General features: G+C 69.2%; 16 protein-coding genes and 1 pseudogene. 10 read left to right on the top strand and 7 right to left on the bottom strand.

Annotated features, from left to right (window positions below):
• Positions 1-102: 102 nt before the first annotated feature.
• The 5 genes and pseudogenes from CLV30_RS00660 (at position 103) to CLV30_RS00640 (ending at position 3,791) form a co-directional block, all read left to right on the top strand.
• On the top strand, positions 103-765 hold the full coding sequence (locus CLV30_RS00660; RefSeq protein ID WP_106535257.1) for a recombinase family protein: 663 nt from the start codon (positions 103-105) through the stop codon (positions 763-765).
• Positions 762-1,328: a hypothetical protein gene (locus CLV30_RS00655; RefSeq protein ID WP_106535256.1), complete on the top strand. Its 567-nt coding sequence runs from the start codon at positions 762-764 to the stop codon at positions 1,326-1,328. Before CLV30_RS00660 ends, CLV30_RS00655 begins: the two co-directional genes overlap by 4 nt.
• A gap of 217 nt (positions 1,329-1,545) precedes the next feature.
• Complete coding sequence (locus CLV30_RS00650) at positions 1,546-1,761, top strand: hypothetical protein (protein ID WP_106535255.1); 216 nt, start codon at positions 1,546-1,548, stop codon at positions 1,759-1,761.
• 265 nt (positions 1,762-2,026) lie between these two features.
• Positions 2,027-2,644 carry an SGNH/GDSL hydrolase family protein gene (locus tag CLV30_RS00645; protein ID WP_106535254.1) on the top strand — a complete coding sequence of 206 codons (618 nt, stop codon included), beginning with the start codon at positions 2,027-2,029 and terminating at the stop codon, positions 2,642-2,644.
• A 289-nt stretch (positions 2,645-2,933) separates the two neighbouring features.
• A pseudogene (locus CLV30_RS00640) lies at positions 2,934-3,791 on the top strand (IS5 family transposase).
• A 9-nt stretch (positions 3,792-3,800) separates the two neighbouring features.
• Here CLV30_RS00640 and CLV30_RS00635 read toward each other — a convergent pair.
• Positions 3,801-4,517, bottom strand: coding sequence for an SDR family oxidoreductase (locus CLV30_RS00635; RefSeq protein ID WP_106535253.1), 717 nt, complete (start codon positions 4,515-4,517; stop codon positions 3,801-3,803).
• Positions 4,518-4,615: 98 nt separating this feature from the next.
• Here CLV30_RS00635 and CLV30_RS00630 point away from each other — a divergent pair, with 98 nt between their 5' ends.
• A complete protein-coding gene (locus CLV30_RS00630) occupies positions 4,616-5,002 on the top strand; it encodes a MerR family transcriptional regulator (protein WP_106535252.1) in 387 nt (128 codons plus the stop codon).
• A 28-nt stretch (positions 5,003-5,030) separates the two neighbouring features.
• Here the strand turns inward: CLV30_RS00630 and CLV30_RS00625 are convergent, their stop codons facing one another.
• Genes CLV30_RS00625 through CLV30_RS00610 form a run of 4 tightly spaced genes read right to left on the bottom strand, consistent with a single transcriptional unit; the run spans position 5,031 to position 6,913 of the window.
• Positions 5,031-5,315 carry a hypothetical protein gene (locus CLV30_RS00625; RefSeq protein WP_129710802.1) on the bottom strand — a complete coding sequence of 95 codons (285 nt, stop codon included), beginning with the start codon at positions 5,313-5,315 and terminating at the stop codon, positions 5,031-5,033.
• 33 nt (positions 5,316-5,348) lie between these two features.
• Positions 5,349-6,173 carry a helix-turn-helix domain-containing protein gene (locus CLV30_RS00620; RefSeq protein ID WP_106535250.1) on the bottom strand — a complete coding sequence of 275 codons (825 nt, stop codon included), beginning with the start codon at positions 6,171-6,173 and terminating at the stop codon, positions 5,349-5,351.
• Positions 6,170-6,709 (bottom strand): DUF6879 family protein, encoded by a 540-nt coding sequence (locus tag CLV30_RS00615; RefSeq protein ID WP_106535249.1) that lies wholly within the window; start codon positions 6,707-6,709, stop codon positions 6,170-6,172. The genes CLV30_RS00620 and CLV30_RS00615 overlap by 4 nt, the downstream gene beginning before the upstream one ends.
• 3 nt (positions 6,710-6,712) lie before the next feature.
• The gene (locus CLV30_RS00610; protein WP_106535248.1) at positions 6,713-6,913 is read right to left on the bottom strand and encodes a hypothetical protein; all 201 of its coding nucleotides are present in this window, start codon (positions 6,911-6,913) and stop codon (positions 6,713-6,715) included.
• A 183-nt stretch (positions 6,914-7,096) separates the two neighbouring features.
• On the opposite strand from CLV30_RS00610, the gene CLV30_RS27450 reads away from it, so the two are divergent.
• Positions 7,097-7,228, top strand: coding sequence for a hypothetical protein (locus CLV30_RS27450; protein ID WP_276319969.1), 132 nt, complete (start codon positions 7,097-7,099; stop codon positions 7,226-7,228).
• Between the two features lie 72 nt (positions 7,229-7,300).
• Here CLV30_RS27450 and CLV30_RS26185 read toward each other — a convergent pair whose 3' ends face one another.
• Together CLV30_RS26185 and CLV30_RS00605 are read right to left on the bottom strand one after the other, a co-directional pair.
• Positions 7,301-7,456, bottom strand: a complete 156-nt coding sequence (locus tag CLV30_RS26185) for a hypothetical protein (protein WP_165358389.1) — start codon at positions 7,454-7,456, stop codon at positions 7,301-7,303.
• The gene (locus CLV30_RS00605) at positions 7,453-7,842 is read right to left on the bottom strand and encodes a hypothetical protein (protein WP_106535247.1); all 390 of its coding nucleotides are present in this window, start codon (positions 7,840-7,842) and stop codon (positions 7,453-7,455) included. The genes CLV30_RS26185 and CLV30_RS00605 overlap by 4 nt, the downstream gene beginning before the upstream one ends.
• Before the next feature lie 175 nt (positions 7,843-8,017).
• Here CLV30_RS00605 and CLV30_RS00600 point away from each other — a divergent pair, with 175 nt between their 5' ends.
• The 3 genes from CLV30_RS00600 (at position 8,018) to CLV30_RS00590 (ending at position 14,345) form a co-directional block, all read left to right on the top strand.
• The gene (locus tag CLV30_RS00600) at positions 8,018-8,770 is read left to right on the top strand and encodes a helix-turn-helix domain-containing protein (protein ID WP_106535246.1); all 753 of its coding nucleotides are present in this window, start codon (positions 8,018-8,020) and stop codon (positions 8,768-8,770) included.
• A 155-nt stretch (positions 8,771-8,925) separates the two neighbouring features.
• Positions 8,926-9,330 carry a hypothetical protein gene (locus CLV30_RS26845; protein ID WP_205740342.1) on the top strand — a complete coding sequence of 135 codons (405 nt, stop codon included), beginning with the start codon at positions 8,926-8,928 and terminating at the stop codon, positions 9,328-9,330.
• A gap of 65 nt (positions 9,331-9,395) precedes the next feature.
• Entirely contained in the window at positions 9,396-14,345 is a 4,950-nt protein-coding gene (locus CLV30_RS00590) for a helicase-related protein (protein WP_170119621.1), read from the top strand.
• The last annotated feature ends 63 nt before the right edge of the window (positions 14,346-14,408 follow it).

Here is a 14,408-nt window from a genome sequence, read left to right as displayed (position 1 = left end):
CCCCGAGGACCACGAATCCGCAGGCCACCGACGTCAGGAATTCCCGACAACCCCCGGGTGTCAGCAACACCCTGTCGGCGATTGCTGACACGATACGGGGTCATGACGAACGCCGCCGACCCCGACGATCTGCTCACTCCCTCGCCGGCGCGGCGCTCGGAGATCCTGATCGGCTACGCCCTCGTGTCCACGACCGAGCAGAACCTGGACCGGCAGATCGACCAGTTGCAGCAGGCCGGGTGCCGGCGGGTGTTCGCGGACAAGAAGTCCGGCCGCACCGCCGAACGCCCCGAGTTGAAGGCCGCGCACGCGTTCCTCACCGCCGGGGACACGCTGGTGGTGCCGAGCCTGGACCGCTACGGGCGCACCCTGCACGACCTGATCACCATGGTCGCCGACCTCCGGGCCCGTGACGTCGGGTTCCGCAGCCTGCACGAACAGCTCGACACCACCACACCCGGCGGCAGGTTGATCTTCCACGTGTTCGCCGCACTGTCGGAATTCGTCCGCGAGCTCATCGTCGCCGGCACCCACGAAGGCCTCGCCGCCGCCCGCTCCCGCGGCCGCGTCGGTGGCCGCCCGACGGTGGTCACCGACGACCTGATCCGCGCCGCACGGGACATGCTGCCCAACCCGGACCACACCGTCGACTCCATCGCGCGGATCCTCGGTGTCAGTCGCGGCACCCTGTACAACCACATCCCCGACCTGCAAGAACTCCGCAGCGTCGCCAACACCCGGGCGCTCGGAACAGGTCGGTCGTGACCTGGACCGCCTACGTCGACGAGTGCGAGGCCGTGTACCGGGGCCATACGTACAGCTTGGCCGCGTCGCTGATCGATACTACGGCCGCCGAGGAGATCGCCGATGCGCTCCGCGCGATCACGGTACCGCGGTCGCGGAAGCTGCACTGGTACGACGAACACAAGACCGAACGCCGGACACTGCTGGCACGCACGGTAGCGGAGTTGGCTGGGGTCGAGCATCTCGTCGTTGTCTTGGCTGCGGCGCCGTCGGGCACCAGGCCCGAAAGGCGCAGGAGGCAGTGTCTAACCCGCCTGTTGCCCGAGCTGTGCGACCTGGGCGTTACCCAGGTAATCGCCGAGGCCCGCGAAGCGAAGCAGAACGCGCGAGACGTGCAGTTGCTGCTCGGCCTGCGCAATCAGAAGATTATCTCCGGACCGTTCCGACTCGATCACGTGCCAGGGCCCTCGACGCCGTTGCTGGCGGTCGCGGATATCGCCGTCGGCGCGGTGATGTCTGCCTATGCTGGCGACCCCACCTACCGGGACATCCTCGACGGCAAGATCACTGAACTGGTGATCTGACCCCAGACAGCGCGAAACCCGGGACCCCACTCCGAGCGGGAACTTCCCGGGTTCACTTCCGAATCCACCGCGATGGACCGGCCTGAAGCCCAGTATACGCAACGTTGAGCCGTACACGCAGCCCTTAGTGACAGCGACTGTAGGGCACCGGCGTGTGTGCGCACCGGCGGGCCACCCATTCAGTGAAGACAACGTCGACTGACTGGGAGGACCCGGCATGGCTACCGATCTGAGCCCGTTCGAGCTGACGATCCTGCGGTACTACTTCACCGGATCCCTCGCTGGCGACCTGGTCGTCGCACCGGACGAGGTGATCTCGTGGGCCGGGACTGTGGCGGCTGCGGGGCCGAGCTGTGGTCAGGTGGACCGGCCTACCGGACCACGTGGACAGGCATCGTTCTGCCGGACCGCGATGACGGTGCGGACGAGCTGAGCTGGACCCGGATACGGCAGTGGGTCCGTGACCTGCCCAGCGCCGACCGGGACATGCTCGTCGCGGCTCACATCGTGTACCGGAAGCGGCGTCACGCCGTTCGCTCCGCTCTCGGAAGCGACGCAGACCACGATCCCGGTGTGCGAGAGGCGGCCGCGGTGCGCGATGCCGTTTTTCAACGCTGCGTTGGGTGAACCGGGCTTATGTAGTGCGGGAAGGGGTCGTAACCGTGGTGGCCGTATTCAGCGTTGATAGCGTTCGCGCGATGCCGACCCCCGATCAAGCCAGGAACCATCCCACCGCCGTGTTCTATGGCGACTCCATCGTCACTGGCTGGCGCGGTACGACTGCTCCACGGGCCCGTTGGCCGAGCATTATGAGCGACACGCTCGGCTGGCGGGAAGTTGCCTTGGCGATCAACGGAATGGGTTACTACCGTCGCCGCGGCCCGCGGGACGGTCGTGGGGAACTGTCGCCGTCGTCGACGGACACAACCCTTCTGGACGCGGCCATCCGGTTGACGCCCGACGTGGTCGTGGTGTGCCTTGCTGCCAACGATCTTCAGTTCATGGATGAGCATGGCGAAGACATCTACGCGAGTATCCGCCGAGATCTCACCCGCCTCCGCGAGGAGCTACATGGTGCACACGTCGTGGTCACGGCGTACTTTCCTACAAGCGACCTGTCACCGCGTGCTGCACGAATTCACGAATGGATCACGACCACGAGCAGTGACCTGGGTCTCACCTATGTCGAACAGTTCCGCTTGGCAGTGAACGGATCGCCGCAACTTCTGTGCGACGACGGGGTGCATCCCAACGACGCCGGCCATGCAGCCCTGGCAGACGCTATTCTTCCGGTACTGCGCAACCTGCGGATCTGAGCGAGATCTACCCTGTCACGAGACGGACTGCCAGGGAGGACATCCACCGGCTGTCGAATCCCGACGGCCGGCGTGGTGCTGGAGCAAGGCATACCGTCGATACGCAGACGGTCACGGAGGCTGGCGCACCACGTGCGCGCAGTACGCTCGCGGCCACTGTCGCGGAGCTTCGCATCGGCGGGTTAGGGCGTGTCTCCTTAATAGGTGCTGAGGCGCGCGGCAGACTGGCCGGGTGACGTCTTCGCGGTACCGGGCCCTGGCTGATGAGCAGTGGGAGCAGATCGAGCCGATGTTGCCCTCGAACGTCGGTCGGCCGAGGGCGCCCGTTTGGTGACAACCGGCGGGTGGTCGAGGGGATCGTCTACCGCTACCGGACCGGGATCCCGTGGCGTGACTTGCCGCGCGAGGAGTTCGGGCCATGGAAAACGGTGTGCAAGCGGCACCGCCGGTATGCCGGTGACGGGACTTGGGACCGCGTGCTGGCGCGGCTACTTGCGGAGGCCGACGCGGCGGGGAAGATCGTTTGGAACGTGTCGGTGGACGCGACGATCAGCCGTGCCCACCAGCACGGCACCAACACCTCGCGACCGGAGCAGGACACAGGGGGGCGACGTCGAACTACACGCCGACACCGGCCGGGTTCGTCCACAGCCCGCTCGGGGGTGAGCGTGAGCCTGCTGGTCACGGCATCGGTCGCTCGCGCGGCGGGCTGAGCACGAAGATCCACGCGGCGGTCGACGGGCGCGGTCGCCCGCTCGCGGCCGTGGTCACCGGTGGTCAGCGCAACGACGGCGCGGTGCTCGTCGACGTGCTGGCAGATATCCGCGTCCCACGCCTGGGACCAGGACGGCCACGTACACGTCCCGACACCGTGATCGCCGACCGCGCGTACACCAGCGGCAAGGCCCGCCGGATGCTTGCCGGCCGGGGCATCAAGGCGGTGATCCCGCAGAAGAAGGACGAGACCGCCGCCCGCCAGCACAAGGGTTCCGCCGGCGGGCGCCCACCAACGCTGGACGCCGTGACCTACAAGGGCCGCAACGTCGTCGAACGCTGCTTCGCCCTGGCCACCCGCTACGACAAGCTCGCCATCACCTACCGAGCCGCCGTCCTGCTCTCAGCGTGCATCACCTGGACACGCATTTAGGAGACGTGGCTAGCCCGCCATGGCCCGGACGTAGCCGTTGGGTTCACCCGTCAGCGCGGCCTTCGCGGCCCGGCTCTCGGTGTCGACGAGCACCTCGGCCGTGCCCGCCTCCAGTCCGTCGAGCGATGCGCGCACGACGTCTTCCGGCGCGATCTTCGGGATGTCGAATCCGGCGGAAAAGTCCGTGTCGACGGCGCCGAAGTGCAGGCCCTGCACCAGGACGCCAGCCGGAGCGAGCTCCGACCGGAGGCCATTGGACAGGCTCCACGCGGCCGACTTCGTCGCCCCGTAGGCGCCGTTCTGCGGCGGCGAGAACCACGCGATGGCCGAGAGTACGTTGACGACTGCGCCGCGCGATGCGCGGAGCGCGGGCGCGAAGGCGCGGGTGAGCTCCCACGGCCCGAACACGTTCGTGTCGAACAGTCGCCGCGCCGTCTCGAGAGATCCCGTGAGCAGCGACTCAAATGCCACGGCGCCGGCGTTGTTGACCAGGACGGTGGTGTCGCTGGCTACGTCCGCGGCCCTGGTGATCTCACCGCGATCGGTGACCTCCAGGCGCACGACCTCCACGCGCGGGTCGTGGCTCAGCTCGTCATCGATCGACAGCGGATCGCGCACGCCGGCATAGACCCTGCTCGCCCCCCGCGCCAGGAATCCTGAGACGAATGCGCGCCCGATACCTCGGTTCGCGCCGGTCACAAAAGCGGTCTGTCCGCTGAGTCTCATCGAGCATCCTCTCGTCGGCTCGCCTCGTCGTCTGCGAGGCTTCACCGACGGTAGGACCTAACATCCATGTAAGGGGCAAGCCGTTGAAGGGATCGAACATGAGGATCGGAGAGCTCTCCCGCGCCACGGGTGTGAGCATCCGGTCGCTGCGCTACTACGAGGAGCAGCGACTGCTCGCAGCCGACCGCACGCCGACGGGGCAGCGTGTCTACGCCACGGACGCGCCGGACCGGGTGCGGCTGATCCAGTGCCTCTACTCGGCCGGTTTGCCCAGCAGCTCCATCGCGCTGCTGCTGCGCTGCGAATCGACGGGGCGCATCAGCGCCGGCATGATCGATGAGGTACGTGGACAGCAAGAGCGCATCGCGCGCCGGCTCGAGCAGCTGACGGCCGCGGCCGCCAGGATCGACGCTCTCGTCGATACCATGGTGGCGTCCGCCGAGGGACCACCCGTCGACGCCGCTGAGTTGGGAGACACGCCCTAGCTGACATGCTCGGGCGGTGATTCGCTCGTTAGTTTCGTTGGCGGTTGGACCTGCCTATTGGCAATCCGGTGTGCTCAGTGCGGAGGATGCGGTGCACATCTTGGGCGCGCAGCCAGGCAAGTCGGTCGCGGCCGAGGGCGCCGGTGTGGTGGACGTCGACCATGACGTGTGTGGATGTCCATCTGCGCGCTTCGGCGGGCCGGTAGTGCACGCCGTTCTCGTCGTCGACCAGGCGGGCGATCACGGGGATGCGGCCTTGGTTCTGCTTCGGGATGCGGTCTGGCATCTCCTCGTTGTGGTATTGGGCCGACATGACCGCATTATCGAACACAGGTACGGGTGATCGCTAGTCGTGAGCGCGGGCGATGAGGCGGTGTGCGTCGGCGCCGTACACGGCGATGTCGGTGAACTGGTCCCAGAGTCGTAGGTAGATGTCGACTTCGGATTCGTCGGTGATGGTGAGTTCGGCGGCGGCGGTTTCGACTTTGACGAGCTTGCGGTCGTAGATCCACCAGCCGTGGAACGGTGTGATGGGCATGGGTGCGGCCAGCGGGATGATTCCGAACGTGAAGCTGGGGACGCCGACGGCGCCGGCGAGGCGGTCGAGCTGGCCGGCCATCGCTTCCGGCGGGGCGAGCTGGATATGTAGGGCGCTTTCGAGCACCAAGAAGTGGAACTCGCGGCCGGGCTCGTACAGGATCTGTTGGCGGCGCATCCGCGCCGCGACACCCTCGTCGACGTCGACGGGTGAGTTGTATACGTCGGCGACCCGGGTGAACATGGCACGGGCGTAGTCGGCGGTCTGCAGCAGGCCGGGGATGCACCCAGTTTCGAGGTTGAGCACCTGCCGGGAGTTGTCCTCGAGAGTGCCCCAGGCTTCCTGCCGGGCGCGGTTGCCGGCGGCGAGCTGGCGTTTCCAGGCGGCGTAGTGTGACTCGAGGGTGCGTAGCCGCTGGTGCAGTTCGTCGGCCGCCGTGGGTTGGCCGACGCCGCGGGCCCAGGTGGTGAGGTCGTCGCGGGTGGGTGTCTGCTTGCCGAGTTCGAGCTTGGACACCTTCGACGCCGGCCAGGCGAGCACATGCGCGAGGTCGCGTCCGGTCAGACCTGCCTCGGTGCGCAGCTCGCGCAGCCGTGCACCGAGGGCGTGTCGTGCGGTCTGGAAGTTGGTCACCGGGCGGCGGCGCTGATCCTCTGCTGGTAGGTGTCGAACGTCTCGGCGTAGTGCCAGGCGGCGTCGCGCCAGTAGTTGTGCGTGACGACTTCGGTCGGGGTGTCGTCGAGGGTGACGCCGAGGAATCGGTCGCCGTCGTCGTCGAACTCGAGCTTCGCGAGGATGCGGGAGTCGAACAGCCAGTAGTCGTAGCCGGGTAGCCCGAGCTGGGCCGCGGTGTGCCGGTGTAGGTAACGGATGTCCTCGCCGGCGGCCTGGTTGTGCGGGTTCAGCCACATCTCGAACCGCAGGTAGTCCGACGGCGGGTCGTCGACGACGCGGACTCGCTCGACCCGTTTGCCCTGCCCGGTCTGCTCGACCATCAGGTCCAACCACGGCTGGAACCACGGCAGGTCCGGTTCCTCGCCGGCGAGGAAGCGCGGCAGCGTGTCGTCGGCCTCGGTGTCGTAGGCCCGGCGGACCTCGAGCCGGTACGCGGTGTGGGCGAACTCGCGGAACAGGTCGGTGAACGCGTCGCCGGTGATCAGTCCGGCCAACGGTCAGGCTTTCGGGTCGAAGCCGGCCAGCAGTTCCCGCGGCACAACCACCGCGGTCTCGCCGTCGAGGACGTCACGCAGCTGATCCAGCGCTTCGGCGTCGGTGAGCGCGGAACCCTGCACGACGATGCGTCCGTCGTCGGTCTCGTACAGCGTCGGGCACGAGCCGCCAGGGCTGGTGGAGTAGAGGAACCGGAGCTTCATGGTCGCCACCTTCCGGGGTAGTTGGGCGTGTCCCTGACGGTACGGAGCAACCGAACGCCCGTACAGACCCAGCATGCGAAATCTCGAGAAATCGCGACCAGATTTCGCCGTCCGCGTGTCTAGCGTGCAGGTCACAGGCACACCCGCCAACCCTCCGTTTCCCGGCGGCAGAGGACCGACACCATGCGACTGGCCACGACCCGACACCAGCACTGCGAACACTGCGGCCGCGTCACGGTGCACGACGTCACCGTCTACTACGACGACCCGATCAGCTCCGAAGAGATCGTGTACTGCACCGCATGCGGCGAGTAGACCCACGCGAGTCACTGATCACACTGTCCGACCGCGGCGCGACGCACCCACCGCGAGTGTCGGCGTACCGTCTCACCTCTTCGGTGCGGTGGTGACGATGCCGCAGGTCTCGCAGACGAGGATGGTCTTGCCGGGCACGTGGGTGCCGTCGTCGCGGCGTAGTTCCTCGTGCGGTGTGCGGCGCTGGCAGCTCAGGCAGATCTGGCGGGTGAGGATCTTTGTGCTCACTGGTGGTCACCGCCTCGGCGGGTGACGCGGTGGCAGCGGCCGTGATGTGGCTGGCGGCCGGGGGTGTCGGGGTCGAATCCGTGGTTGATGGCGAGCACGAACGCGGCGGGTTCGACCTGGCGGCAGTCGGGGTCCGGGCACCGGTACCCGAGTCGGGGTGTGATGTTCGGCAGCGGTGAGGACCATTCGACTCGGTCGAACCGGGCCCGCCACGCGGCCGCCTCGTGGAGGATGCGCTGGTCGCGCTGCTCGGCGGCGAGGACGTCGCCGAACAGGTCCAACTGTGTGGCAGCGCCAGTGCCGCGGCGCGGGAGCGGGGCGCGGTCGACCCTGCAGTGACCGCCCGGCGTCGGCTGGTGCTGGTGCGTAGGCTGCTCGGTGGGCATCGCAGGTACCTCCGGGTAAAGGGGTCGTTTGCTGGTGTCCGGGCGCCGGCGGTGTTGCTGCACCGTCGGCGCCGTCCAGGTTCGGTGGGTCTCACTGACTGGGTGGCGCACCGGCGCGCACATTCGTCGTGACCACCGCACGGGGAAGGTTCCGGAGGCGGAATAATCACGAGGGATGGACTGGATCGGGGTATCCGAAGCGGCCCGGGTGTTGGGCGTGTCCGAGACCCGGGTGCGCAAGCTGCTGCGGCAGGGGGCACTGCGGGGTCGGCGGGTCTCTGGGGTGTGGCTGCTCGACCCGGCGTCGGTGGAACAGCGGCGCCGCGAGGCGCCAACGGTGGGGCAGACGGTGACGCCCGCGCATGCATGGGCGGTGCTCGCCGCGGCCACGCTGCTGGACCGGCAGGAACAGTCCGGGTTGTCGGGGCTGCTGGCGGCGGTGCCGGTGGCTGGGTCGGCGCGGCAGCGGCTGCGGGAGAACTTGTCCTCGGCGCCGGATGCGGACGGGTGGTCGCGGTGGCTGGCTGGTCGTGCTGTGCGCAGGAGTTACGTCCTGGACCGTGCCGGAACGTACCGGCTTGCCGATGACGGCCGCGTCAGCCTGGGCGGCCCCCGCGGCCTGGCTCGCGCGGGGGAGATGACGTCGCCGGTGGGTGACGCGATCGACGTGTACGTGCCCGAAGGCTCTGTCGACGCGGTCGTGGCCGCGCATGGCCTGAGCGAGGATGCGGTGGGGAATCTGGCTCTGCGGGTGGTGTCCGCGTCGGTGCCGGCCGCGCTGGCGCCGATCCCGGGCCGTCCCGCGCCGGCGGCGGCATGCCTGGTGGACCTGCTCGACCGGCCCGACACGGGAGACGCCGACAGTGCGACGGACCGGTTGGGGCAGATTCTCGAGCGGGTTCGGCGGCTCACCGGGCGAGGGGCGTAGCTCGAGGTGTGTGCGCGGGGGTGGTCCACCACGTCTGTGACCGACACGGGCGTGAGGGGAGACGTGGTGGCTGATGCCGCGGCGCAAGCAGAAACAGGAGATCGACGGGCAGCTGAGTCTGGAGTCGTTGTGGGCAGGGACGGAGAGTGAGCGTGATGAACAGGTACGCGCAGATGGCGCAGAAGCACTGGCAACAGGCGGCCCCGGATCGGGTAGCAGCGCTGGAGGACCCGACGGAGTTCTTTTCGACCTTGGGCGAGCAGGTCGAGACCCGGATCCAGCAGCTGCAGGACCATCTGGCGGGCCCGGACCCGGCCGGGGAGGAGTACCTGGCGAAGGTGGGCCGGCTGAACATGGCCAGGCTGCAGGCCGAGGAAGTGGCGCTGGCCGAGCTGGTGTGGCTGACCGACCCGGCGACCGGGTCGACGGTGGAGGACCCGGAAGACCTGGACGAGCTCGGGGACCCGGACGAGCCGAGCGAGATGGATCGGTTCCTGTGGAGGATCCACTCGGACAACGGGACCGCCGAGGACGAGACAGCGAACGATCCGGGCCGGTAGACGCGCCGGCACGGTTCCGCCCGGCCCACCAGGACGACCTCGCCCCATCCGGCGCGAAAGCGCGCGTGCGAGCGAACGTCGACGCGATCGCGCTACTCGACACGCTGGACCGCGAGAACCGGGCCGCCACCGCCAGTGAGCAGGCGGCGTTGGCGCGCTGGTCCGGCTGGGGCGCCGTGCCGCAACTGTTCGACGAACACAACACCGACTGGCGCACCGAACGCGAACACCTGCACCAGCTGCTCGGCGAGGACGCGTACACCGCGGCACGCAGGACGACCATCAACGCGCACTACACCGACCCCGACTACGCGCGGGCGATGTGGGACCTGCTCACCGCGCTGGGCTTCGACGGTGGGCGGGTGTGGGAACCGGGCTGTGGGGCGGGCACGTTCGTCGGCCTCGCTCCGGACACGGCCGAGATGGTCGGGGTGGAGCTGGACCCGACGTCCGCGCGGGTCGCGGCCGCGCTGTATCCGGACGCGACGGTGGCCGCGGAGTCGTTCGCCGACACCCGCTACCCGGCCGGGCATTTCGACGCGACCATCGGCAACGTGCCGTTCGCGAACGTGCGCCTGCACGATCCGCGGCACAACCCGGGCGGGCACGCGCTGCACAACCACGCCATCCTCAAGTCTCTCGGGCTGACCCGCCCGGGCGGGCTGGTGGCGGTGCTGACGTCGCATTTCACGCTGGACGCGCAGAACCCGGCCGCCCGCAGGGAGATGAACGCGCTCGCTGACCTCCTCGGCGCGGTGCGGTTGCCGTCCGGGGCGCACCGGCGCGCGGCCGGCACCGAGGTCGTGACGGACCTGCTGGTGTTCCGGCGCCGCGACGACGACACGCCACCACGGTCGACGTTGTTCGAGACCGTCGCCGCCCGTGAGGTCGACGGCGAGGTGGTGCGGGTGAACTCGTACTTCGACCACCACCCGGGCCGGATCTTGGGTGAGCTCGGCGTCGGGCACGGCATGCACGGCGAGCAGACCCTGCACGTCACCGCCGACCTCGGTCAGCTGCCGGGCCGGCTCACCACGGCACTGGCCGACGTCGCGGACGCCGCGCGCCGTGACGGGCTCACCATGACCCCACGCCGCGACGACACCCGTGAGGGGTCGCGGCCGGTGGCGTTGGCACCGGACGGGCTGTGGGACGGGCACCTCGTCGCCAACGACGACGGCACCTTCAGCGTCGTCACCGACGGGGTGCTGGCCGAGCAGCACGTGCCGCGCACCCAACGTGCCGAACTGACCGCTCTGTTGGGACTGCGGGACGCCGCGCGGGCACTGTTGACGGCCGAGGCCGCCGACCGTGAGGACACGCCCGAGATCGAGACCCAGCGGGCCGATCTCGCGTCGCGGTACAGGGCGTATGTGGCGCGGTTCGGGCCGATCAACCGGTTCACGACCCGCCCGACCGGCCGCACCGACCCCGAGACGGGCGAGCTGAAGATGGCGCGGGTGGCGCCGCCGGTGATGCGTATCTTCCGCACCGACCCGTTCGCGGCGCTGGTGAAGGGCCTGGAGCACTTCGACGAGGCCACCCAGACGGCGACCCCGGCCACGATGATGTCCCAGCGGGTGGTGGCGCCGCGGGCCCCGGTGCTGGGGGCGGACACCCCGGGCGAGGCGCTGCAGGTCGTGCTGGACACGGCCGGGCGGGTCGAACTCGCCGAGGTCGCGCGGCTGCTCGGCACCAGCGAGCCCGACGCACGGACGCAGTTGGGGGAACTCGTCTACGACGACCCGCACACCAAGGACCTGCGTACGGCGGAGGAGTACCTGTCCGGCAACGTCCGGGCAAAGCTCGCCACCGCCGAGCAGGCCGCTGAGACCGACCCGGACCGCTACGCGGTGAACGTGGCCGCATTGCGGCGGGTGGTGCCGGCCGATCTCGGGCCGGGGGATATTGAGGCGCGTTTGGGGGCGGCGTGGATCGATGCGGCCACCCATGAGCGGTTCCTGGCCGAGCTGCTCGACGACGACACGATCCAGGTGGAGCATCCCGGCGGGGCGGTGTGGGAGGTCCGCGGGAACAAGCACTCGGTCGCCGCGTCCAGCGAGTGGGGCACCGAACGGATGCCCGCACCGGCGATCGTGAAAGCGGTGCTGGAGCAGCGCCCGGTCCAGGTGACCGACGAGACCGAGGACGGCAAACGGGTCCTGAACCCGGTGGAGACCGCGGCCGCGCAGGAGAAGGCTGGCCTGATCCAGGAACGCTTCGCCGAATGGGTGTGGCAGGACCCCGACCGGGCCGCGGAGTTGCAGCGCGAGTACAACGACCGGTTCAACGCGATCGTGCTGCGCGACTACACCACCGCGGGGCAGCACCTCACGTTGCCGGGACTGGCGGAGACCTTCGAAGCGCGGGAGCATCAGCGCACCGCGGTCGCCAGGATGCTCGCCGAGCCCGCCGTGGGCCTGTTTCATGAGGTCGGTGCGGGCAAGACCGCGGAGATGGTCATCGGGGCGATGGAGCTGCGCCGGTTGGGCATGGTCACGAAGCCAGCCGTGGTGGTGCCGAATCACATGCTCGAGCAGTTCACCCGCGAGTGGCTGCAGCTGTACCCGACCGCGCGGGTGCTGGCCGCCTCCAGCGAGGACCTGCGCGGTGAGCAGCGGCGCGTGTTCGTGGCCCGCTGCGCCACGAACGACTGGGACGCGGTCGTGATGACGCGTGGCGCGTTCGAACGCATCCCCGTCTCGGCGGATGTGGAGGCGGCGTATCAGGACCGGGAGATGGCCACGTTGCGGGCGATGCTGGACAACTCCCGCGCCGGCCATGGACTGAGTGTGAAACGGCTCGAGAAGAAGATCCTCGCGGCGGAGGAACAGCTCAAGGAACGCCTCGCCGGGCCCCGGGATCCGGGGATCAGCTTCGAGCAGACCGGCATCGACTACCTCGTCGTCGACGAGCTGCACGACTACAAGAACCTGCGCACGGTGTCGAACATCCGCGACGCCGCCATCGACGGCAGCCGCCGCGCCAGCGACCTGCACATGAAAACCGAATACCTCCGTTCCCGGCACGGCGAGCGCGTCATCACCGGCGCCACGGCCACCCCGATCGCCAACTCCGTGACCGAGGCGCACGTGATGCAGCGCTACCTGCGCCCCGACCTGCTGGAAGACGCGGGTGTGGGCGAGTTCGACGCGTGGGCGGCGACGTTCGGGCAGACCGTCACCGAGATCGAGATGGCCCCGGCCGGCGGGTACCGGCTGCAGACCCGGTTCGCGAAGTTCCAGAACGTGCCCGAGATGCTCACCGTGTGGCACGTGTTCGCCGACGTGAAAACCGCCGACGACCTCAACCTGCCCACCCCGGCCCTCGCGCCCCGCGACGCCGATGGTGAACGGGCCCCGGTCACCGTCGTCGTGCCCGCCGCTGGCGAGCTCACCGCCTACGTGAACCAGCTCGGCGAGCGCGCGGAGAAGGTGAAGTCCCGCGCGGTGGACAGCAGTGTCGACAACATGCTGATGATCAGCACCGATGGGCGCAAGGCCGCACTGGACATGCGGCTGGTCACCACCGAGCACCCTGACGCCGAGGCGACGAAACTCGACACCGTCGCCGACACCGTCGCCCGCATCTGGAAGACGCACCGCGAGGACACGTTCCTGATTCCCGGCACCGACCAGGTGTCGCAGACACGTGGGGCGTTGCAGATCGTGTTCTGCGACCTCGCCACCCCATCAGACGAGTGGAACGCCTACGACGAGCTCCGCGACCAGCTCGCCCGTCGTGGGATGCCGCGCGAGCAGGTGCGGTTCATGCACGAGGCGGGCAACGACACCGAGAAGGCGCGCCTGTTCGCCGCCGCCCGCGCCGGGCAGGTGTCCGTGCTCGTCGGGTCAACGGCGAAGATGGGCGTGGGCACCAACGTGCAGAACCGCGCCGTCGCGCTGCACCACCTCGACTGCCCCTGGCGGCCCGCCGACATCGCACAACGCGAGGGGCGCATCCTGCGCCAAGGCAACCAGAACCCCGAAGTGCAGATCTATCGGTATGTCACCGAGGGCAGCTTCGACGGGTACCTGTGGCAGACCGTGGAACGCAAAGCGCGCTTCATCGCGCAGATCATGCGTGGGCGCCTCGACGTGCGCTCCATCGACGACGTCGGCGACAACGCACTGTCGTTCGCCGAAGTCAAAGCCCTCGCCGCCGGTGACCCGCTGGTGCTCGACCGCGCCAACGCGTCGGCCGAGGTGAACCGGCTGCAACGGCTGCAGCGTGCACACCACCGCCAGCTGGACCACCTGCGCCAACGCCGCGACACCGCCACCGGCCTCATCGAACAGTGCGACCGCGACCGGCCACTGCTCGAAGCGGCGATCGCGCGCACCACCAACACCACCGGTGAGGCGTTCGCGATGACCGTCGACGGTGCCCGGTTCACCAAGCGGCCCGACGCGGCGGCCGCGATCGCGGACTGGGCCCTGCGAGTCCTACCGGAAAACGCGCGCTCGCCAGTGGAGCTCGGCGAGATCGGGTCGCTGGCCGGACACACCGTCGAGGCGACATACCTGCCCCAGCCCGGCCTCGGCCAGGACGCACACGTGGAACTGCGGCTGCGCGACGTCCCCGCGTCCGCGGCGACCGTGTCCGTGGACAGCATCTGCGACCCGGACACCCACGGCGTCGTGCGGGTGCTGGAAAACCGCGTCGCCGCCATCGGTGCCGAGCTGGGCAAGCTCGACCAGCAGCGCGCGTCCGCCGTCGGCGAGCGCGACACCGCCGAGGCCGGACTCGACGCGCCGTTCAAACACGAGACCGCCCTCACCGAAGCCCGCGCCACCCTCGACCGCATCGATGCCGAAATGGCCGAACACACCACCCCGGCAGACGACGGCAGACCCGCCGACCAGAACGAGACCCCCGACACGCAGCCGCCGGGCGGTGACCTGGTCAATGCGGCAATCCACGACGCGCTCGGGCTCGCGGGAATGACTCCGCCGCGCCCGGCGCACACCGGGCAGGGACAGATGCGCCCGCCCGGGCACGGCATCGGCCTCTGACACCTCGGGTGTGCGCGGGGGTGGGCCGCCCCGTGAGTGACCGACGTAATCGAGGTGGGAGGA

This window comes from Haloactinopolyspora alba (assembly GCF_003014555.1).
Lineage (GTDB): Bacteria > Actinomycetota > Actinomycetes > Jiangellales > Jiangellaceae > Haloactinopolyspora > Haloactinopolyspora alba.
Note: the sequence above shows the minus strand (reverse complement) of the source record. Positions and strands in the feature narration are given on the sequence as shown.

What these genes read in the sequence shown, in the direction of transcription:
- CLV30_RS00660 (WP_106535257.1), top strand. Translation starts at nt 103, where the DNA reads ATGACGAACGCCGCCGACCCCGACGATCTGCTCACTCCCTCGCCGGCG.
- CLV30_RS00650 (WP_106535255.1), top strand. Translation starts at nt 1,546, where the DNA reads ATGGCTACCGATCTGAGCCCGTTCGAGCTGACGATCCTGCGGTACTAC.
- CLV30_RS00645 (WP_106535254.1), top strand. Translation starts at nt 2,027, where the DNA reads ATGCCGACCCCCGATCAAGCCAGGAACCATCCCACCGCCGTGTTCTAT.
- CLV30_RS00635 (WP_106535253.1), bottom strand. Translation starts at nt 4,517, where the DNA reads ATGAGACTCAGCGGACAGACCGCTTTTGTGACCGGCGCGAACCGAGGT.
- CLV30_RS00630 (WP_106535252.1), top strand. Translation starts at nt 4,616, where the DNA reads ATGAGGATCGGAGAGCTCTCCCGCGCCACGGGTGTGAGCATCCGGTCG.
- CLV30_RS00625 (WP_129710802.1), bottom strand. Translation starts at nt 5,315, where the DNA reads ATGTCGGCCCAATACCACAACGAGGAGATGCCAGACCGCATCCCGAAG.
- CLV30_RS00610 (WP_106535248.1), bottom strand. Translation starts at nt 6,913, where the DNA reads ATGAAGCTCCGGTTCCTCTACTCCACCAGCCCTGGCGGCTCGTGCCCG.
- CLV30_RS27450 (WP_276319969.1), top strand. Translation starts at nt 7,097, where the DNA reads ATGCGACTGGCCACGACCCGACACCAGCACTGCGAACACTGCGGCCGC.
- CLV30_RS00605 (WP_106535247.1), bottom strand. Translation starts at nt 7,842, where the DNA reads ATGCCCACCGAGCAGCCTACGCACCAGCACCAGCCGACGCCGGGCGGT.
- CLV30_RS00600 (WP_106535246.1), top strand. Translation starts at nt 8,018, where the DNA reads ATGGACTGGATCGGGGTATCCGAAGCGGCCCGGGTGTTGGGCGTGTCC.
- CLV30_RS26845 (WP_205740342.1), top strand. Translation starts at nt 8,926, where the DNA reads ATGAACAGGTACGCGCAGATGGCGCAGAAGCACTGGCAACAGGCGGCC.